Source organism: Paenibacillus sp. FSL K6-1558 (assembly GCF_038002565.1).
Lineage (GTDB): Bacteria > Bacillota > Bacilli > Paenibacillales > Paenibacillaceae > Paenibacillus > Paenibacillus polysaccharolyticus.
The window spans coordinates 4,970,893-4,991,274 of record NZ_JBBOCV010000001.1 but is presented as its reverse complement, the minus strand read 5'-3'; the positions used below and the strand labels follow the sequence as shown (position 1 = coordinate 4,991,274).

Genomic DNA, 20,382 nt, shown 5'->3' with positions numbered 1-20,382 from the left:
GCCTCCGCTAACTCAAATTGTTATTTACTGCCGGCAGTCCAGCGCATACCCCATCCATGGGCTTCATCCAGAGCGCGGTGTCCATTATAGAACTGAACAATCCTCTCAATACTAAATGTTTCATCATTCACGTTGCTGAACATAGCGATTCCACACATACCTAAGGAACTTCCATATTCATTCATTCGCACGATGATATCCGGGCCGTCCTTCTGGTTAATCGTAACGACGCCGTCCGCTTGCGACCAGTTCGTAACCCCTTCATAGATGTAGGTGAATACGAGGAGTCGTTTGATTTCCGAAATACGTGCACCATTAATACGCAGATTCTCTCCCGTTTTCACTGAACCTGTCCGGTCATCCCCATCCAAAGCAATATAAGGGTACCGATTCAAAGAACCAAACGATTCACCTAACGCCTGAATTACTCCTTTGCTACCATCCTTCATTTCGAAAAGGCAACCCAGATCCAGATCCACGCTCTTGTTTCGCCCGAACAATCCCTTGCTCGTCTGTTGATTCCAGTTCAGATTAATTAGAATCTCACCAAGTCCACCTGCATTTTTCTTCAGATTGATGGTATCGCCCTTTTTCTTCAGCTCAATCTTGCTCAGGTTCAACTCAATCTTGGGTTGAGGCGGTGGAACTGGTGGAGCAGGAGGTTTCGGCGCAGGTGGCTGAGGCACTGGAGGGACGGGCTGTGAAGAAGTCGTGTCGTTCTCCACACTCACGCCAAAGTTACTGCATAGTGCATCCAGTCCACCGGAAAAACCAGCCCCTACAGCGTTGAATTTCCATTCTCCGTTATGTCGGTATAACTCGCCAATAACGATCGCCGTTTCCACGGTAAAACCACTCGCTAAATCATACCGCAACGCTTCCTGTCCGCTATTCGCATGACCAAAACGAATATAGGTGTTCTGAACCTGGCTAAAACTCTGGTTTTTGGACTCCCCTTCATAGATCGTCAGACTGAACGCAATCTTTTCAATACGGGCAGGAATTTGGCTCAGATCGATATCGAACTGCTTTTTATCCGATTGCTGCGGTGTGTCTTTGTAGGTAATAAAACCGCCTGTGGGCTGGTTATAGAAGATAAAATCTTCATCACCCGATACCTTTCCGCTAGCACCAAGAAGAAAAGCAGATGTGTCTAGTTCAAGGGCAGGAGAAGAATCCCAGCCAATGCCCACCGTCAGCCGGGTCAGCCCGGGATTCGTTTTAGTGAGGTCCGTTTTTTGCCCTTTGACGACTGTTACAGCCATAACAGATTCACCTATCCTTCTCTTATTTCGCGTCTAGTCCATAATTCTGGCATAACGCGGCGAGCCCGCCTGCAAAACCACTGCCGATCGCCTGGAACTTCCAGTCTGCACCGGAACGATAAAATTCGCAGAACACAACAGCCGTCTCGGTAGAGAAGTCTTCGCCCAGGTCATAACGTAAAACTTCACGGTCACTAGAAGCATCGACAACACGAACAAAAGCGTTGGATACCTGACCAAAATTTTGTGCGCGTGCTTCATAATCGTAGATCGTTACTGTAATGCCGATTCTCGTGATGTTTGCAGGGACCTTGCTGAAATCTACGATGATCTGCTCATCATCGCCCTCTCCCTCACCTGTCCGGTTATCTCCTGTGTGAGTCAATGATCCTGCGCCGCCTGTTGGATTGTTATAAAAGACAAAATCATCTGTTCCTTTGGCTTTGCCATCCTCATGAAGCAGGAAAGCGGAAGCATCCAAGTCGAAATCGACTCCGCCACTATATTTGTTGGTATCCCATCCCAGGCCCACTACAACTTTAGTCAGACCAGGGTTTGTTTTCGTAAGGTCAATCCGCTGTCCTTTAGCCAAGCTAATCGTCATCTATTCGTCCGCCCTTCTTTTCAGCAAAAGATTTTAAAAGATCTTAATGTAATGAAAAGGAAAACCGTCAGATCGACGGCTTTCCGGTATTGCTATACATGCAGAGCTTGATTAAAAAGTTCTATTGCAAGCCATAATCCCGAGTCAGTCCAACCAGACCGTCTTGGTAACCGCTACCGATTGCGCTGAATTTCCACTCACCGCTATGACGGTACAACTCTCCAACGACAACACCTGTCTCAATAGAGAAATCTTCGCCCAAGTCAAAACGGATCAATTCTTCGGAATTCGCTTCGTTTACAATGCGTACGTAAGCACGTGATACTTGTCCAAAGTTTTGGCTGCGCTCCTGAGCTTCATAGATCGTAATGGTAAACGCGATTTTCTCAACGTCAGCCGGAACGTTAGGCAGGTCGATTTTAATTTGCTCATCATCGCCATCGCCTTCTCCAGTGCGGTTGTCCCCTGTATGCACGACAGAACCGTTTTCATTTTGCGGATTATTGAAGAAAATAAAGTTTTTCTCCCCGTTCACTTTACCGTCAGCGTTAGCGCAGAATACGGAGACATCGAGGTCAAAATCTTTACCGCCATCATATTTGTTCGTATCCCAACCCAAACCTACAGTGATTTTAGCAAGTCCCGGGTTTGTTTTTGTTAAGTCAATCTTTTGACCTTTAGACAGATTAATAGCCATTTAAGATTCATCTCCGCTCACTATAATTTTAGTTGCTGAATTCATTTCAGGTAATCCTCATTTTTACGTATAACGACGAGCAAGCTCATCGATATGTACAGCATGAGCACCTTCACCAATAGCTGAGAATTTCCATTCGCCACCATGTCGGTACAGTTCACCACAGATGAGGGCTGTCATCCCTGCATAGCTATCAGACAGGTTAAAACGAACCAATTCTTGCGAACTTCTACCATCCAGGATACGAATATAAGCACGTTCAATCATTCCAAAATCCTGTTTACGATTAACACAATCATATATGTTCACGACGATCAGAATTTTATGAACATCAGCAGGTACGACGGAGAGGTTAATTTTGATTTGCTCATCGTCCCCTTCACCTTCGCCCGTCAAATTATCTCCGGAGTGAACGACAGATCTACATAAACTCTGTTTGTTATGAAAACAAACCAGATTTGTTTCTTTGGTTAGCTTTCCATTTTCACCTAATAGCAAAGCTGAAGCATCACAATCGATATTGGCTTGTTTTTTTCTCCCGAAAAACCCTTTCGAGGCTACAGGGTCCCAACCCAAACCGGCGATCACATGGGTTAATCCAGCTTTACCTTTGGTTAAATCAATTTTCTGTCCCTTTACCAAGTTAATACCGGCCACTAATATTCACCTCCTTTCAACTTCCCTATCTAATAGACTCTAGAGACTGAACTCACCTGGATTCAGGCCCAGAACAGCACAAATTTCAGCCACTACTCTGCGCTCTTGATCATCAAAGTTACCATCAGCAGCACCAATGGCACTGCATACACCTACAATGACACGCCCTACTTCAGGTTTGGACTTGAACTTGGCAATCGCCTTCAAAGCTTCCTGCTTCCCGATCTCAGGGGAAAATTCGAAATTATTCACATAATGATTGAATCTTTCAATCACGGTTGTCATATCAAAAACCTTCAATTCCTGACTCAGGTTAATGTAACCCGCCATCTTGTTCTTCTCCGAGGCATCGACGGACCCATCAGCAAAAGCAACCAGGGCACAACCAGCTACTACAGCATCCATGAAATCTTTGTTCTTAAATCGCTTGACTTGATCCTCTAACCCTTGCTTGGTTGAATTGAGCCAATTCTTAAAAGCACTCATATGTACCCTCCGTTAACTTCATAATAAATGCATTTATTCTGGTCAATACACTGTAAAATTCCAGTATACTGTTTACAACCTAAATGTCAGAAATCAACAGTTAAATTCTTCCTCAACTATACTCTTTTCTGTGCCAATTTTCTACAATAAAAAACAAAAACCAATCTTTTATACCAATCCATACTTTTTTCTAATATAATTCGTAATTTATTCATTTCATCTACAATTTATTACAATATTCGACATCACAATTCGACAATAAATGCATGTATGAACAACATCTCTTGAAGAAAACAGGGATCATATAATCTCCAAAATTTGCAGGTTTCTACCAAATGGCATAAATTAGTACTAGAGAAAGCCTTTAAATTAATCTATTACATGAGAATCCTATTCACACGCTACATACCAGTACCATATCTACGAACGGAGGAATATATGAAATCAAAATCAAACTACTCCAAGCTGTTCGGTGCCTTTTCCCTTACTTTTCTAGGAGATGGATTAACTCTCGCTGCCGTACCCTGGCTTGTCTCCACCCTAACAACGGATACGTTATATGCATCCATTACGATGACTGCCCTGCGATTACCTTGGCTGATTTTTAGCCTGCCGGTTGGTGTACTGATCGACCGATATTCACGCAAACATATGCTGGTTGGAGCCAGCTTTACCCGGATGATATTTCTATTATTCCTGACAATCTGTATCTGGGGAGGCTGGATCAGTATACCTTTGCTTGCCTTGTTTATGTTCGGGATTGGTCTAAGCCGCGTTGTCTTTGACAGCACCGTGCAGACGATCATTCCTCAGGTTGTAGAGGAGAAAAAACTGGAAAAAGCCAACGGCCAATTTACTGCCGGGCAACTGATCACCAGTGATATTCTGGGCGTAGCGCTTGGCGGATTCATTATTACGATGCATATCGTATACCCTTTTGCCATTGACACCGTGACGGCCATACTCTCGTTGTTACTCATTAGTGGCTTGCGAGGCAGCTTTCATCCCGCGAAATCAAAAGAATCCCAAGTTGAAGAACAGGCGGAGAAGGAAACTCGCCCGATGAAAAATTGGAAACGCGAGATGTGGTCCGGCATTCAGTATGTGTTTCAAGACCGGTTTCTTCGCGGCCTGGCCATCTTGTCGGTGACTATCACGTTAATGTTCTCGATGATTCTGGTGACTCAAATTTTCTTTGTACGTGAAGTATTACAGCTGGAAGCGTATGCCTTCGGTATTCTGATTTCCATTGCGACCATCGGCAGTATTCTGGGGAGTCAGGCTGTAGCTTATATGCGGAAACGCTGGAGTTCCAAGCAGCTCATTCTGCTCTCCATCCTGTCGATGGGGCTACTCTATGGAGCTGTTGGTCTAACGTCCAATGCGTATGTGGTCGGTGGTCTATACTTCTGCGCAGCCTTCTTCATTGTTGTCTATAACGTGGTCCGTTCGTCGATTCTGCAGCGCTCCGTCCCGAATGAACTGCTCGGGCGTGTAGGCAGTGTGTTCCGTTTCCTGTCGTTTGGCATAAGCGCTATCGGCACCTTGCTGGGCGGATTGCTCGTTCGCGTGAGCGAAACGTTTTTCGACCGTCTGTTCTCACTGCAATTACCTTATCTTTTACTTAGCGTTGTTTACATCCTGGCCTGCTTCCTGTTTGCTTCCAAAATGCGAAATGTACCTGAGCAGTGACAGTAGCAATCGTCAATATACGCACATATCGTTGATTCGCTTGCTTCAAAAACAGTGACAATCTTAACTGTCGTTTCACCATGAGGCTATTGGTGGATCTCCATTTTCAAACAAAAAAGCGGACTCGGAAGGAATATCCTACCCGAGTCCGCTTTTGAATTTATTCTGTCTTTTTATAGCTATAATCAAGCCTGATTAATTCAGTTCTGCATTCAAGCAGATCGAACCGTGCTGACGCACGTTAACGACAATGACTGGTGTATCCAACATACCGCGCATCCAGTTCATATACTCTTCTGCCTTCTCGTTTGGCACAATCGCCAGAATAACACCTGCGAATCCACCACCATGCACACGACATGCACCATCGCCAAGGTTGCTCAGGTAGTTCTCAGTCAAGGCAAGCGCCACGGAAATCTCTTGTGCACGGGAAGCCCCGCCTTGATACACGTTCTGCAGCCATTTCCATGAAGAGTTACCTGATGCAGTGATCAGTGACAAGAAATCAGCAAAACGTCCTTCACGCAGAGCGGATACCTGTCCATCCACGCGTGTGTTCTCAGCCAGGAAGTGCAATGCACGTAATACCGCACGGTCTCCTGCTGCTTCACGAATCGCAGGCAATTTTGCATAAATATCTTCTTCTGAGATTTCACGCACGTATTCAGCGCCAAGTGCTTTCGCAACAGCTCTCATCTCGTTAGGTACAGAAGCATAATCTTCTGTCAGGTCGGCATGGTTGCCACCTGTATTCACGATGACCAGGGAATATCCGTTTTTTTGGAAATTCCACTCCACAGGCTCAATCACAGGTTCAGCCGGATTTGCAAAATCAATCGAGATCAAACCGCCATATGCACAAGCCATCTGATCCAGCAGGCCGGACGGTTTGTTCCAGTAGTGATTTTCGGCATATTGTCCGATTTTAGCCAGCGTTACGACATCCAGCTTGCCATCGTTATAGAAATGGTTCAGGATCGTACAGATCAACATTTCGAAAGATGCAGAAGAACTTACGCCCGAAGCCGCAAATACGTTACTGGAGATATCCGCTTTGAATCCGCCGATGTTGAATCCAAGCTCTACAAAGCCCGCCGCCATACCACGGATCAATCCGGTAGTACCGTCATCTTCCGTGTTAGGTTTCAAGTCCGCAAGGTTGATAACATACTTTTTGTCGTATCCCTCAGAATAGAATGTAATTACGTTATCGCCTGTTGGCACAGCCACTGCAATCGTGTCCAGCGTAATACTTCCCGCCAGCACTTTACCATGGTTATGATCCGTATGATTACCGCCGATCTCACTGCGGCCCGGGGAACTGAATAGATGCATGTGCTCCTGCTCACCAAAATGCTCACGGAACGAAGCGTCCAGCTTCTCGTAACGGGCACCCTGCTCCTCTACATGCTGTGGTCCGTACATTTGCGCAAGCAAAGCCTGTCCCTGTTTTGATTGAATGAGTTCTGTTACCTGTGTGGTCATCTCTATTCCTCCCATTTCATATGCAAGCGGTATGTAACCGCTATCCCTTATGTCGTCTAAAATCCTTCATCGGATTAGCCATCCCCATTATCTCAGCTTCTGAGCCGAAAAGGTAGGGCAGAATTGAAATTTTGGAAGCGTTTTTTGAAACATGTGTCCATTTGGGAAATGCATAATCCCTAACTTGCACGAGATTATGGAATATGAATCTTGATGGTGTATTTTCTTCCATATTTTCGTTGAAAAGTTGCGGTAATATACGTACTGACTACAGGAATTTATTTGAGTAATATACGAACTGATGTGCTTGTAGTCTTTTTGGTTGCATATCTGGTCTGATCTTATTTTGTTTTGTTGATTTGTTCGCCCGCCTGAAAAAAGAAAAAACCTTTAAGACTTATGCTCCGTTGTGGGGGCATGTCTTCAAAGGTAAGGTTCGGATGGATCGTACTTCCTTCCATGAACAGTCTGCAAACATCGACCCATATCGTATCTAACTCAAACATCGTTGTGGACATGAATCTATTGGATGCTCGACATTTGTGCCGAGATGGACACGTTCCCCTCTTTCACGATAACCTCGTTGAAAAAAGGTTCAAAGAATGAAGCAGGCACATACGTTATGCCTTTTCTGGATTGAACGGGTACAGGCAACTCCACATCCTGAGTCAGATTGATGACTTTCAGCTTTCCCGTAAACTTGGCTAGCGTGCTGCCATCTTTCACGATAACCGATTGGATGCTGTCTTCTACACGAATGGCCTTCTCTGCTACGAGCCAGCTGACCTTGTAGCCCAAAGACTCTGCCGTAGCGCGCAAAGGCACAAAAACCGTTCCCTTTTGCTCGAAAGGCATCAATTCCGTTTTACTCGTCTGTATCTCTTTGCCGTTCACGGTTAAGGTGTAGGCCGGTGTGGATGCCGCTGCACTGACTTTGGTGGCTGAAGCATACAGCGTACCAGCTACGGTGACAACGCATAGTGCGGTAGCAAACAGTATCCATTTTTTCATAAATGGGTGCTCCTTTCTCGCTTATCCTCGGTTTGGGATTTATGTTTCAGACGTGAGTCGTAGCTGTTTTGTTTCACAGCATACGTTATGATCCCCAGTCTAATTACAAGCCTTGTAGCTCATAATTATGTGTCATAGCCCTATTGCAAAAAAAGCTTATCTGCTTCGTTAATGATGAAGCACAGATAAGCTTTCTTAAAGGCCTATTTTAATCAGTCCAATTATATCTACATTTTATTGTAATTAAAAAATATGAATCTCCAACAAAATTAGCTGGACATTAAACAAATACTTCAGCGATTTCCCTATAACTACACGCTCTAATTTTAGTAGTTATCTGAACTCACCAGCTAAATCAACTCCATCGAATGTAGCTTTTGGATAGTAAAACACAAGAATAGGTAACCCTGTGAAAGAATCAGTCTTATTCAACGTCAGATAACTTACCTTACCAGATGAAGCCTGGCTCACTGTATTATTATAAATCTTCCCCATTGAACCATTTTCAAAGTTGACAATACCTACACAATCAATCTTGATTTCTGCTCGAATATTTCTTTTTATTGCACTAGTGTCCCATGCATCCATATATAGTTTCCAACTATTTTTACCAAAACTAGAGTCATACTCTACATATCCGGTCAAGGCTAATGTTTTATCATTTCCTGTGAAATATTTCTTTGATGTAGATAAAATTGAAACTTCACCTTTATTTTGATTATATGTTATATTATTGTTTAAAGATGAATACTTTATTAAAAATTGTGTGTCCTCCTCGGAGAAAGGTTCGTTTATATCATACTTGTCCAAAATATTTTGTATTTTAGATGTAATATCTTCTTCTCCAACACTTGCATATGCTGAATTTGTAAAAATAGTAGAAATAGATGTAGAAACAAAAAGTATAATTAAAAATATACTGATCTTCTTCATTGTACTTCCTCCTGAAATTTATATTATGAAAGGGGTTTAGAAATGGATATTGTTTGGAGCAATATAATATTCTTCATTCTTGGTCCTATAGGTTTAGGAGTATTAATCTTCGGAATAATTTATTTTAGTAAGAAAAAGTCTTAAATTTATCACCTCCTACAAATAAACCTCCTCCCATATAATATTAAATATTCTACAATTATCCATTTAATCCTCTTTATAATTTTATTTTCCTATAAAACAATTGTGAATATATGTTTTATTCATTCTTATAACTTCAACATACCAATAGTACCTTAAGCGAGAACACACCATTTTCAAACCGCGTCATACTTCCCTTTGCCCGGCTCCACTTAGACATGGGCATGTCAATGATTAGCTTCACGATCTCATTTTCTGTCTTCTCATTCCATTCCGTGAGTGTGACCTTAACTTTATCCAAGAAGTCCTTTCGTTTCCGATACTCTTTCTCTGTCAGATACGTATAGAAAAATTCAAAAGCTTGTCATTGGCTTGGAATTGCTTATGCTTCTTACTATGCTGGAGATTGGCCGCTGTATTCATCCCCTCCATTTTTACTGCTCTATAGTAAGTCTCATTATCTTCTACTGCAATATATTCGTCTGTCTCTACATTTTTCACTTTAAATAATTTTGTACCTTTTTTATATTTGTTGGAGAACAGATTGGGTAATTTATCGCTCTCATTTGTAGAGTGTTTTTTAATTGTTCCAATTTCGATTTCCACATCGGTTGTAGGAACAGTGTCAGTTGTCACCTTGTAAACTCCCTTTTCCCAAGTTACGACATCAAATGCCCAACTTTGAAGTTCATTATGCCCTGAGTTTGAGCATGCCACAAGTAACAACATTGAAGTGAGAATGAATACCCAAGTCCTTCTCATAAAATAATCCTCCTACTACAAAATAATGTTATATCATAATCCGGAAAATTAACATTATGCCAGAAGTATAGTCGTAGGATAGTTAAAAACTTAGAATAAGAACCTCCAAATTCTGTTACCTATAAGGAGTTCGGGTTCACATAACACCAATCAGACAGATTAGAAGTTTTCAAAGCTTTATCTAGATCAGACAATGTATACACCCAATCTTCCTCTATCCAAACTATCATCTGTGTGTATCTCGTAAGAAAATGATACAGAAAGGTTAACGTGACCTCTTCATTTTGATAAACCTCATCAATAATAAGCGTGTTAAAGTATATCTGTCCATCCTCTCTCCATTCCAACTCTCTGTATTGATGTAGGGCAGGTTCGTCATACACATCAACTCTGATCATATCAGTCGCCACACTATTGTCTGAATCTTGTTGGTTTGGACGTGAAATACCCAAGGCACAATGTTTCATGTTCTGTTCTGAATCTACATCTTGAATTCCAGAAACGATATGTAATCTCGCTTCCCTACAGGCTTGTTGTATATCTCTCACCAAACGATCTATCGGTATATTACTGTTCTCTTCTACTAACACAAAAGCGGATGCCATTCCTTCATTACCTTCAAACCAAAACAGTCCATCACTTCTCTACTAGAAGTTGAGGCGGGCCTTTGATTTATACTTATTTATTTGTTAAACACGATATTCTCCTGTTCACTTTCAAAAACTTTATTCTCATATATCTGCCAGCACAAATGATAGTCTCCATCATGATCATCTATCAAAAAATATCCTGTTATATCCTGAATGTTAGCCATCTCAGAAAGTTGATTTTTCATAAAATCAAGGTGATACTCTCTGACATCTGCCCCATAAAATACATAAGCTGTCCAGTTAATTTGCTTCTCCGGGAATGTCCAGCCCGACTGGTAAATTGCCAATTTATCTTCATCTAGTAAACCTTCATTGTACTTCGCTGTGAAGTCATCTCTTATCTTTTTCACTTCGCTAACTGTATTCTCATCACACTCCAACCAACCTCTGACAGATACATACTTTCCCATGTCCAAAACTCCTTTGGTCAGTAAAAATGCAGTGAAAATCATTGCGTCCAGAATGACTCTATATAAGTTTACAGGGTCCGGACTGAAATTCCGTGTTGTTAGATCAATCTCTCAATATCTCCATCCATTTGAATATTTCATCTTTTAAGGATTCATCACATTGTTCAAGAGCTCCATCTAACAATATGTTAAACATCTCTTTACGACTTCCCGTTGTCAGCCACTTATCTAATTCAATATCCTTTAATCCTGGTGGCAACTCTTCAAAATCACTCCACCACTCCTCTATTGCATGCAATAACCACCCGATTTCGTCAGGGAATTTCGTGGCATTTTGATCTACAACGATAAAAACACACTGAATCACTGCACCTAATTGAGCATCTTGTATATAACGTGTTCGCTGATTATAACGAATTGCACTTTGTGACAAACGAATCTCCCCCCTACTCACTGATTCGGTATGGTGGGTGGATAGAGTTGTTTATGCTCCAGCTCAAACCATTGCTCAATATGGTTGCATAATAGAGGAATATCTTGAATCGCCAGTTCACAGACGTCATTATATGACGCTTGAAGCACATCCCGCAGCTCCATATTTACCTGATATGTCTCGGCTTGTTTCGCATAATATACATCAGCAGGTTCAACAACATAATTTTGATGTCTGGTTACAGGACTTACATGAATTATCCATTTCAAGTTACCTTTGAACTCCTCAATACATGGCTTTAATTGTTCGTAAACCTGATCGGCATTGTGAAATCTGAAATAAAAACCTGCAGGTTGCTCATAGATCCGGTTTGGATTGTACATCTCTGTCCTATTCCATTCGTACGATCCCAATTTGGCCAATGTATAAGCCATAAGTTCCTCTGGTAATAACTCATCTTTGTTTTTTAGATAAATACTCTTTGACACACTCTCCACCAACCTCTAGTTGATTCACACTTCCCTATATCCACTTGCCTTTTATTTTAGGAAGCAAAGTAATTACTCACAATTTGGGTTAGTTTATCATTTCCAAGCTCAATATTGGTTAAGTAGTCTATAAAAAATGTGTGGATGTGTTCTTCTTTGAATAAACTCAAATACTCGAATGCAGCTATCAACAATTCATCCTCTGAATAGGTCTGCTCTACCAGCCTTGTTATGGCGAACTGAATTACTTCGTATATGAACGTGCCACACTTCGCGTGTATTAGCATATTAAAAACAAAGTCAATCTCATCTTCGTTGTTACTCTCCAGAATATTTTTTATTTCGGAAACTTCTAATTCTGCGAGATAAAATTTGGCCTTAACTTGTCTGAAAGCGCGTAGAGCCCTTGGATCATCAGTATAAAACTCTTCCCAAAATGGGATATAAGCGAGCTCTCCGGGAACTCTGGCAGATGATTGATTAGACTTGTTTAAGATCGTCCATTCACCATATAGCTTATCTGAAACTACATCAAAAAACATCGAATCATACGGAACAACCTGCTTCGCATCATTTTCAATTCTATAGTACGTATTTCCTGAAGCCGTAGATTCTATTTCATATACGATATAGCTTTGATCCAATGATAAATTGGTTTGTAATGTTACTGTATCTTTAAGCTGCACTCTCATCGTCTCACTCCAATCCGTTATTCTTCTATGGATTGAATCGCGTACTCGATATCTTGCTCCATATCCAGGTCGGGATATTTCTTTTGCAGCTCTAACAGACAATGTATGAATGCTTGACTCTGAAATTCGGCAGACAAATCTTCAAATATCTCACATAACCAATACAATTCCGTTTCCTTACTTTGCTCTAAAAATGCAATCGCACTTTCCTCATTGCTTTTTAGGAAATTCACCAAGTCATGCCACATTAACTGAATTGCCGGATCATCAGGATGTAAGTTCCCTCTCTTCTGTACTAACGCATTTACTTCTCTAAGGAAATCTGCCATGTTGCACTCTCCTTAATGGTTGCCTGGAGTTATTGAAGCAATTGTTCAGATATTGACTCAGATCAGTGTTCAATCAAGTTTTCATCATAAAAACATAAGCAGCAACGAAGCCCATTTTGTCCCCGCTTCACTGCCACTTATATCTCATCAATATATCTAATTAGAGTTTATCCCCGCTCAAAATACGCATGCAACCGATACAGACATATTTCCCGTGTCCAGCGATATAACAATGCTCGTTCCTCTGAATTCTGCACTTCTACATTCAGCGAGAACACGCCATTTTCGAATCGCGTCATACTTCCCTTTCCCCCGCTCCACTTAGACATGGGCATGTCAATGATTAGCTTCACTATCTCATTTTCTGTCTTCTCATTCCATTCCGTGAGTGTGACCTTACCTTTATCCGAGAAGTCCTTTCGTTTCCGATACTCTTTCTCTGTAAGATACGTATGGAAAAATTCAGCCATTTCACCCGGTGTGATTGGTTCCATCCAGTGCACTTCGCCTCGCTCCAGCATATAGAGCAGCACGACCATTTTATAGCTTTTGTTCATCAGCGTCTTCTCTACATCCCGCAGCCATGCCTCGTGCCGAACATAGATCTCTCCCTCAGCCGGGGATAATAATTCCGCCCAGTAAAGGAAACCGACATATGAGCCAAATTCGCTCCGGTATCCGATGCTTTTAGACTGCCCCATAAGATGAAGCTCCAGATAAGTCGGGATGCGACCAAGCTCACGTTTGACAGCCAGAAAATCCTGATGCAATTTCTCGCGGCGTGGCATCCGCTTGCGGCTTAGCTCCTGAAGCAGATTCACTACCCGGGTCTCCAAATGGATGCCGCAGTTATCCGGAACCTCCGGTATAGCTACGTCCAGCGCTTTTCCACCACGTTCCTCTTCTCCCCGTACATCAAACAGGCTAAGCTTCACATCCGCATTGCGATAATTCCCGATCAGGTCGATGATAACACAGTGTGACTTTCCTTCGGCTAACCTCAACCCGCGACCTACCTGCTGGGTGAATACGGTAAGTGACTCGGTTGGACGAACGAAGAGTAGCGTATCTACGCTTGGAATATCCGTTCCTTCATTAAATAGATCTACGGTCAGCACAACTTCGAGTTCTCCCGCACCCAGTCGCCGGATGGCTTCCTCGCGCGACATTTCCGATGTACGGGAATGCAGACTAAGCACCTCTACCCCCTGACTGCGGAAATACGTAGCCAAGTAGTCCGCTTGACGAATGGATGAGCAGAAACCGATGGTTCTCGTCTGCTTGTGCCGCATCCAGGCCGCATAGATCGTTTCCACATGCTCCTCTTGTAACTGAACGGACATAAGCTGTTCTTCATCATATTTGGTACCGATTAAGCGAATTTTGGAATAGTCGGTATCATCGAATACACCGTAATACTGAAATGGCGCCAGCCACCCACGCCGGATTGCTTCGATAAAATGCATCTGGTACGCGACATTCCCGTCACACAGTGCATATACATCCTTACCATCCAGTCGATCCGGGGTTGCCGTAATGCCAAGTAGAAACTGTGGACGGAAATACTCAATGACCTTCATATACGTCTTCGCCGCCGCATGATGGAACTCATCCACCACGATCAGATCAAAGGTATCAGCCGCAAACACATCCCGATGTCGTTGCAAACTCAGCGTATAGATCGAAGCATACACACAGTCTGCCTCTCCATCCTTATGCTTACCGTTAAATATCCCATGACTACGTTCTGGCATGATCTGTTGGAACGATTTTTTCGCCTGATTCAAAATCTCTTCCCGGTGCGCTATGAACAAAATCCGCTGAAACCTTTGGGAGAAAAAGCCCGCCAGATAGGTTTTACCAAGTCCAGTAGCCATCACCACCATGGCTCTTTCATACTGTTCTTCCATCGTGGCGTCCAATGCTTCGAGCGCATCTAACTGAGCAAATCGCGGCTGAATAGGCAAAAGAGACAAAACAGCGGACTCTTGTTCGGTCGCCTCATCTGGCAGCCTTGTACCGAACTCTGCTTCCTCCATCTCCATGATCCGCTGGATCATCTCCGGGTTCTTCTGGTGATACTGCCGATACTCTTCTTCATACAACGCGATGGAATCCGGGTTCACTGGCAAAGTTGTCTCGTGATAGAAACTCTGCATGAACTTCTCCAAAGCCGACTGAAACGTATACGGCTCTGCCTCCGCATTCATTGCCAAGTTCCATTCATACCCCGTCTTGAGGGCCGTGAATGAGAAGTTGGATGAGCCGACAATCAGCATACCTTCTCCATGTTCATGATCAAACAGATACGCTTTCGGGTGAAAAGAAGTACCCATGCTTCGCCATAGCCTTGCTTCAATTCGTGAATCAACTTCACATAGCGCCCGTAATCCCTCTGGCTGTGTGATATATAGATAATCTCCCGCGAGCATCCGTACCTCTGCCCCGCGTTCTGCCGCTTGCTTCAAATGCGGAGCAAGTAGCTTGACTCCAGATTGCATAATAAAAGACGTCATAATATAAATCCCGGACGCATGTTGCATCCGGGTAATAAGTTCATCGGCCAGATTGTCGGTAATCAATTTTACATTAAGCTTCGTCGACATCGATCAGATACACTCTCTCCTGAAATCCTCCACGTGCCTCGGCTTTATCTGCACGCAATTTGTCCAGTTGTGCAACGTTGGCTCCATGCACCTCTGCCAGCGCCCGGATCACTTCGAGCATATCTGCCAGTTCCTCTAGCGCTTCTTGATTGCTTCCTGCACTCATGTATTCTTCCGACTCTTCACTCAGCTTTGTTCTCAATTCTTGCTTATATTCCTCCGGGTCCAGAATGCGCGTCCGGCACTCCTTACCGCTGGATGTAATAATATGCGGAATCTTGTCCCGCACCAATTTGTTGTATGTAGGCATGTGGTATATCATCCTCTCTACTTGTGGAAAATCTCCAGTACCGCGCCAGAATCTCCCTTTTTGCCATTATACCATTTGCCATGGATGGGGAGAGGTGGAGTTTATAAATAAATAGAAGCAGGAAAGAAAAAAACCTATTTTCTGATTAAGAGAAAATAGGTTTTTTCATTAGTCAAACACATAACTTATAGGAATTAAATCATCACAAAAATAAGCGTGTAATATTTATCGAATTAAGGATCCTGTCTTCTTTTACCGATACACTTATTGCACATCTCAATTCATTTTTGCACAATTTTAAAATTCTTTAACAAGGGAATAAGATTAGATACAACCAATATATATCAGAAAACTAATATTATAATTCCTCTTCAACATCTGATTTATCTAATAATATTTCAGCGTCACCTAGTATAAACATAGCCTGTTGCTCAATACTAGAATAAGCTTCATTGGCGAAGTATATCCCATCTATGTTAGGATCGTCTAGTCTTTGTTGCACGCTTAAATGTTCTGTAGGAAAAGGGAAATATATAAAAGCGTAAAATTTTGTGTGTGGAAACACTTTTTTAAATTTAACAGCTTTATTGATTATTTCGTCTGCTCTTTTATGAATATCTCTTTTCGACTCTATTCTTTTAACATCAATCCCTACAGAAATTGCACCCGATATAGGTGTAGCAGCATCTAACTCGTATTCTTTCTCTTCATAGGTGAATTTCCTCTTAATAAAACCAACTTTTGAATTACTATTGATCGCATCAAGTACTGTCTTTTCCCAGTTACCTTTATTCTTCCTTATCTCCTTATCTACAAAGAACCAACGATCCAGCTCACATATTGCAGGAATTGCAAGCTCATTCGGTAACATAGGCATAATATATCCAGCTAGAATAGATGCACTAGATACTGTGAGCCTCCCTTTGTATGTGTCAACATTTATTCCTAAGTCTCGTACGATTGCTCTACCAGCAACATTTACAACAGTAATCAATGGTTTCACTAATATCGGAAAATTAATGAATACTTCAGCCAGTTCTTGTGCTGTAATGTTTCCAAAATTTATAAAAGGAACTTCTTTATATATAAGGTTAGCTTCAAAAGCCTTAATTAACGTGACCTCTATTTCTCCTTGTCGTTCTATAACACCTGCCACTTGTGCTACTTGTTCTCTATGACTACTATAGTCCATTAACTGAAGTCACACCTTTCTATAAACTACTGCATCTTCATAATATACTTTATTTTTAACATACACTGATGATTTTGAATTCACATGGGCTAAATGATTTTTAATCACTTCACGTTTAACAATGAAAGCTTCGAGACCCAAGTTTTCACCCATTTCGACGTACATTTCGCCTAATTTCCCTTCAACCTCCTTAAAATAAGAAGACTGCACTACAAGACAGGCTTGGCCCCCTGATCGTAGAACTCTTATAATTTCTTTTATTGATTTAAGTGCATCTCTAAAATACTGTAAGTAGATAGGTAGATAATAAGACTTTGCCGCCTTTGTATGGTGATTTTCAACTTTAGTTAAGAACATTTTACAGATATTTCCCCACAAAGGATCAACCTCTAGTCCTTTATCGCTAATTACAGGTGCTCCCATAGTCCTCCGCCTTAATGAGTCAAACCCTGTGTTCTCCTCATACCCCAAAAATAACAATTCAGGTTTTGTTGATACAGCATAGTCGATTCTTGTTAGATATGGTGGCGAAGTGATAATATAGTCAACGGAATTACTATCATAACTTAAATCCTTACTGTCCCCCTCCACTATCTTCGGAATAGGAATACTGTTAATCAAAAGATTGTTGAAAGTTTTTTTTAAATCCTCACTCATAGTAAAGACTGCTTCTCTGAATAAATTAATAACATTAATCTCGCCTATGGAGGGATTAAGCATATTCTTTGTAAGCCATGTAGGATTACTACCATTATTAAATGATCCTATCGAACGAATGCAACGGAAAAGAGCAGTGTAAAAGAAAGCTATCAAATAATCTGGATAATCTCCACTTCCTAAACAAATATCTATAGCCGTTCGAATAGATTGTAACTGTAGATTATATTTTTCTTCAATAAAAGCGTTATTAACAACATTGACACTAAATAAATCATTGAAATCTACATTATTTATAATCATTTCAGCATATTCTAATAAATTATAATCAAGTAATTTTGCTGATTTAGCTTTTGAAAAAAAAACCATTACAGGATTTATTTCGTTGCCCAGACACTGTATTCCCTTTTTTTGGCATACTAATGCTGTGGTTCCACTCCCCATCCATGGGTCTAATACAACTGATTCACTATTAACGCCTAAATAATTTAACATGTCTTCTACGAAAGCCTCTGAGTACCCCGCATAGTAAGGATGCCAACTGTGGACTCCTTCTCTTTCATTTTTTTGCCGCTTGGCACTTCGAATATTTTCAGCATCTATATTCATCTAAAACACCTTTCAGCTGTTATACAACTTTCAATCCATTGATGTAGTATAACATAACTTCGGTTGTATTCTCTTTCGAATATTCTTTGAAATAAATGTTACTAAGCATAGTTAATTTCAACAAAAAAAATTAAACTTTACTACTTTGTAAATAACTTAAAAATGGAAAACAAAAAAACTCCTTAATATTAAGAAGTTTTTTAAAGAATATATTTTTAGTGACTTCTAAATCTAATTGAACTTTAATTGCCTAGCGAACAATTAAATACGATTAAACCAATCCTAAAAGCTATATATCTCTTTTGGCTTCCATAAAATCTGAAATTGTTTTAACAACACTATCAAGTAGATATTTACACGCATTTATAATGAAATCTGATGACTTTTCAAGAAATAGGAGTTGATGGTAAGTATCTAATCTAAATGTTCGAGCATCAATTTTCTCAAAATACTTTAACTTATCAAATAACTCACTATAATCAACTGGATGAACTACTCCACGACTATGTACAACCCTATTACGTATTGCAAATAGTAATTGTAAGTCTTTCCAGTTGCTTGATTCGTACAATTCACTCAGAGGTATCACCTGATTAACGCTTTGCAAAGCCCTCTCAATTGTAGAACCACTTAATTGTTTGTTACCGATTGCCACGAATTCTAGATTTGAATTATCTTGAAGATCCTTATGAATCTTCAAAATTGTATCCTCAAGCTCTGTAATGACAGAAGTAAGTATCGATGATCGAAGTAAATTAGGATAATCAACAGTTAATTGCTTCACACGATCCATGTTGTACTCCCAAAATCCCTCTTGCTCCTCCAGACTATATTTTTCTGCTAACTTCTGCATTCTTTCAAGTTGTGAGGTTGATTGTTCCTTAATTAGATTCTCCATGTCATTAGAGTATTCTTCAAAAAGATCGAATTGAAACATGAAAAGTCTATAAAATAATTTAGTTCTAATCATCATGTATCCTCCTTTTTGAATCATGATTAATTCTGGATGTTAGATTAATCGTTGGATTCCAATGATATATGGTCCCAAAGAATATGTCCACATAGTACCAATTGAGTATTGCACTTGATTCGGTAATTTTACATTATGCCCCCCCTTTTCTTTCCTTCATAAAAGGAACCTTATAATTACAGTAACTTTTCACTAATAAAATACATATCAATATTGAAAAATTTGATGCCGATTGGAATAAAGTTGTTCCTTATTTTTTCAATTATTGTACTAATTCATACTGTTTAGCTGATTAATATTAGGATAACTGATTTGAATCTTTCATCAACCGTGCGGATAACTCGTTCAATATCTCTTCTGTTCTTAGAAAAAGCCTTTCGATATTCTTTAGTTCTAGTAGCTGCTCATATGGGTAATCCACTAGGGAGGACATATGTTGAATCGTACCGATAAACAAAGCAATATCCAGTCCGGGCTCAGTATCCGTATGCACTAAAGGTAAAATCTCATTCATGGTAAGCGTTTTCGGTGGATGTACTTCATGATACTTTTGGATATATAATGCCTTGACCATAGAAGCTAGTGCCCAATCACATAGGATCAGAAAAGCCTGAAACTGATTGTGACTATTCATGATCTCGGCAAGTTTGATGTGATATGTCGAAAGCTGGTGATAGTCCGATATTGTATTACGCAGTCTATAGTCATCTAGATTATGTCTGAACTCAGATTGTATAGAGTCATAATGTTCTTGAAAACGTGGAGTAAAATCTTCTTGGTGATTACAATGCGCTTCGATAATAGACCAATTTCTTGCCATTGTCATCCCTCCAATGAGTTAATACCAATATTATACAACAAAATGATACTCATAGTAATCAAATTATTATTTTGTATTCTTCGTTTGGTGTTTAGCTTTAGGAAACTTGACTACACTTTTTAACATAGAGAGGTGAATACCATGAACGAGGATAGAGAAGTTTTAAAATTGGTCGGAGCCAGAATTCGTGCACTACGCAAAGAAAGAGGGTATTCACAAGAATCCCTCGGAGAAAAAGGCGGATTTCATTTTTCATACATAGGTCAGATTGAACGTGGTGAAAAGAACGTTTCTTTGGTCAACTTGGCAAAGATCGCTGAGTCCCTTGAAGTGAACTTAATTCAATTATTTGCGTATGTGGAGGAAGAATTTGAAGTAACCGAAGATGAGAAACAAATCAAAGAAATTGTACAACTGTTAAGAGACTCTAATTCAGAACATATACGCACAGCTAAAAATGTTGTAAAAGGAATACTGATGTAA

24 protein-coding genes are annotated in these 20,382 nt (G+C 40.7%); 2 read left to right on the top strand and 22 right to left on the bottom strand.

Annotated elements, in window-relative coordinates:
- Positions 1 to 20: 20 nt before the first annotated feature.
- From MHI38_RS21520 to MHI38_RS21500, 5 genes are all read right to left on the bottom strand, one after another.
- On the bottom strand, positions 21 to 1,265 hold the full coding sequence (locus MHI38_RS21520) for a TerD family protein (RefSeq protein ID WP_154891227.1): 1,245 nt from the start codon (positions 1,263 to 1,265) through the stop codon (positions 21 to 23).
- A gap of 22 nt (positions 1,266 to 1,287) precedes the next feature.
- Positions 1,288 to 1,869, bottom strand: coding sequence for a TerD family protein (locus MHI38_RS21515; RefSeq protein WP_154891226.1), 582 nt, complete (start codon positions 1,867 to 1,869; stop codon positions 1,288 to 1,290).
- Between the two features lie 121 nt (positions 1,870 to 1,990).
- Complete coding sequence (locus tag MHI38_RS21510) at positions 1,991 to 2,566, bottom strand: TerD family protein (protein ID WP_154891225.1); 576 nt, start codon at positions 2,564 to 2,566, stop codon at positions 1,991 to 1,993.
- Between the two features lie 63 nt (positions 2,567 to 2,629).
- Complete coding sequence (locus MHI38_RS21505) at positions 2,630 to 3,223, bottom strand: TerD family protein (protein WP_341181657.1); 594 nt, start codon at positions 3,221 to 3,223, stop codon at positions 2,630 to 2,632.
- A 39-nt stretch (positions 3,224 to 3,262) separates the two neighbouring features.
- Positions 3,263 to 3,709 carry a TerB family tellurite resistance protein gene (locus MHI38_RS21500; protein ID WP_154959756.1) on the bottom strand — a complete coding sequence of 149 codons (447 nt, stop codon included), beginning with the start codon at positions 3,707 to 3,709 and terminating at the stop codon, positions 3,263 to 3,265.
- Between the two features lie 438 nt (positions 3,710 to 4,147).
- Here MHI38_RS21500 and MHI38_RS21495 point away from each other — a divergent pair, with 438 nt between their 5' ends.
- A complete protein-coding gene (locus MHI38_RS21495) occupies positions 4,148 to 5,401 on the top strand; it encodes an MFS transporter (protein WP_186811758.1) in 1,254 nt (417 codons plus the stop codon).
- Between the two features lie 195 nt (positions 5,402 to 5,596).
- Here MHI38_RS21495 and MHI38_RS21490 read toward each other — a convergent pair whose 3' ends face one another.
- The 17 genes from MHI38_RS21490 to MHI38_RS21410 all read right to left on the bottom strand — a co-directional run bounded on the left by MHI38_RS21490 (position 5,597) and on the right by MHI38_RS21410 (position 19,899).
- The gene (locus MHI38_RS21490) at positions 5,597 to 6,886 is read right to left on the bottom strand and encodes a galactokinase (protein WP_341181656.1); all 1,290 of its coding nucleotides are present in this window, start codon (positions 6,884 to 6,886) and stop codon (positions 5,597 to 5,599) included.
- Positions 6,887 to 7,408: 522 nt separating this feature from the next.
- Complete coding sequence (locus MHI38_RS21485; protein ID WP_341181655.1) at positions 7,409 to 7,897, bottom strand: stalk domain-containing protein; 489 nt, start codon at positions 7,895 to 7,897, stop codon at positions 7,409 to 7,411.
- Between the two features lie 333 nt (positions 7,898 to 8,230).
- Entirely contained in the window at positions 8,231 to 8,830 is a 600-nt protein-coding gene (locus MHI38_RS21480; RefSeq protein WP_308722329.1) for a hypothetical protein, read from the bottom strand.
- 277 nt (positions 8,831 to 9,107) lie between these two features.
- Entirely contained in the window at positions 9,108 to 9,272 is a 165-nt protein-coding gene (locus MHI38_RS21475; protein ID WP_341181654.1) for a hypothetical protein, read from the bottom strand.
- A 32-nt stretch (positions 9,273 to 9,304) separates the two neighbouring features.
- Positions 9,305 to 9,733, bottom strand: a complete 429-nt coding sequence (locus MHI38_RS21470) for a hypothetical protein (protein WP_154959751.1) — start codon at positions 9,731 to 9,733, stop codon at positions 9,305 to 9,307.
- Between the two features lie 119 nt (positions 9,734 to 9,852).
- The gene (locus tag MHI38_RS21465; protein WP_154959750.1) at positions 9,853 to 10,338 is read right to left on the bottom strand and encodes a hypothetical protein; all 486 of its coding nucleotides are present in this window, start codon (positions 10,336 to 10,338) and stop codon (positions 9,853 to 9,855) included.
- Between the two features lie 77 nt (positions 10,339 to 10,415).
- A complete protein-coding gene (locus MHI38_RS21460) occupies positions 10,416 to 10,793 on the bottom strand; it encodes a hypothetical protein (protein WP_154959749.1) in 378 nt (125 codons plus the stop codon).
- Between the two features lie 103 nt (positions 10,794 to 10,896).
- Positions 10,897 to 11,226, bottom strand: coding sequence for a hypothetical protein (locus MHI38_RS21455; RefSeq protein ID WP_154959748.1), 330 nt, complete (start codon positions 11,224 to 11,226; stop codon positions 10,897 to 10,899).
- 17 nt (positions 11,227 to 11,243) lie between these two features.
- Complete coding sequence (locus MHI38_RS21450; RefSeq protein ID WP_341181653.1) at positions 11,244 to 11,714, bottom strand: hypothetical protein; 471 nt, start codon at positions 11,712 to 11,714, stop codon at positions 11,244 to 11,246.
- 56 nt (positions 11,715 to 11,770) lie between these two features.
- Positions 11,771 to 12,406: a hypothetical protein gene (locus tag MHI38_RS21445; RefSeq protein ID WP_341181652.1), complete on the bottom strand. Its 636-nt coding sequence runs from the start codon at positions 12,404 to 12,406 to the stop codon at positions 11,771 to 11,773.
- A gap of 17 nt (positions 12,407 to 12,423) precedes the next feature.
- Positions 12,424 to 12,735 (bottom strand): hypothetical protein, encoded by a 312-nt coding sequence (locus MHI38_RS21440; protein WP_341181651.1) that lies wholly within the window; start codon positions 12,733 to 12,735, stop codon positions 12,424 to 12,426.
- A gap of 167 nt (positions 12,736 to 12,902) precedes the next feature.
- Positions 12,903 to 15,341, bottom strand: coding sequence for a DEAD/DEAH box helicase family protein (locus tag MHI38_RS21435; RefSeq protein ID WP_154959744.1), 2,439 nt, complete (start codon positions 15,339 to 15,341; stop codon positions 12,903 to 12,905).
- The gene (locus MHI38_RS21430) at positions 15,325 to 15,651 is read right to left on the bottom strand and encodes a nucleoside triphosphate pyrophosphohydrolase (RefSeq protein WP_154959743.1); all 327 of its coding nucleotides are present in this window, start codon (positions 15,649 to 15,651) and stop codon (positions 15,325 to 15,327) included. The genes MHI38_RS21435 and MHI38_RS21430 overlap by 17 nt, the downstream gene beginning before the upstream one ends.
- A 358-nt stretch (positions 15,652 to 16,009) precedes the next feature.
- Complete coding sequence (locus tag MHI38_RS21425; RefSeq protein WP_154959742.1) at positions 16,010 to 16,843, bottom strand: hypothetical protein; 834 nt, start codon at positions 16,841 to 16,843, stop codon at positions 16,010 to 16,012.
- Between the two features lie 9 nt (positions 16,844 to 16,852).
- On the bottom strand, positions 16,853 to 18,109 hold the full coding sequence (locus MHI38_RS21420; RefSeq protein WP_154959741.1) for a DNA methyltransferase: 1,257 nt from the start codon (positions 18,107 to 18,109) through the stop codon (positions 16,853 to 16,855).
- Positions 18,110 to 18,398: 289 nt separating this feature from the next.
- Positions 18,399 to 19,079, bottom strand: coding sequence for a hypothetical protein (locus MHI38_RS21415; RefSeq protein WP_341181650.1), 681 nt, complete (start codon positions 19,077 to 19,079; stop codon positions 18,399 to 18,401).
- 298 nt (positions 19,080 to 19,377) lie between these two features.
- A complete protein-coding gene (locus MHI38_RS21410; RefSeq protein ID WP_154959739.1) occupies positions 19,378 to 19,899 on the bottom strand; it encodes a hypothetical protein in 522 nt (173 codons plus the stop codon).
- A gap of 141 nt (positions 19,900 to 20,040) precedes the next feature.
- Between MHI38_RS21410 and MHI38_RS21405 the strand changes: the two genes are divergently transcribed.
- On the top strand, positions 20,041 to 20,382 hold the full coding sequence (locus MHI38_RS21405) for a helix-turn-helix domain-containing protein (RefSeq protein ID WP_154959738.1): 342 nt from the start codon (positions 20,041 to 20,043) through the stop codon (positions 20,380 to 20,382).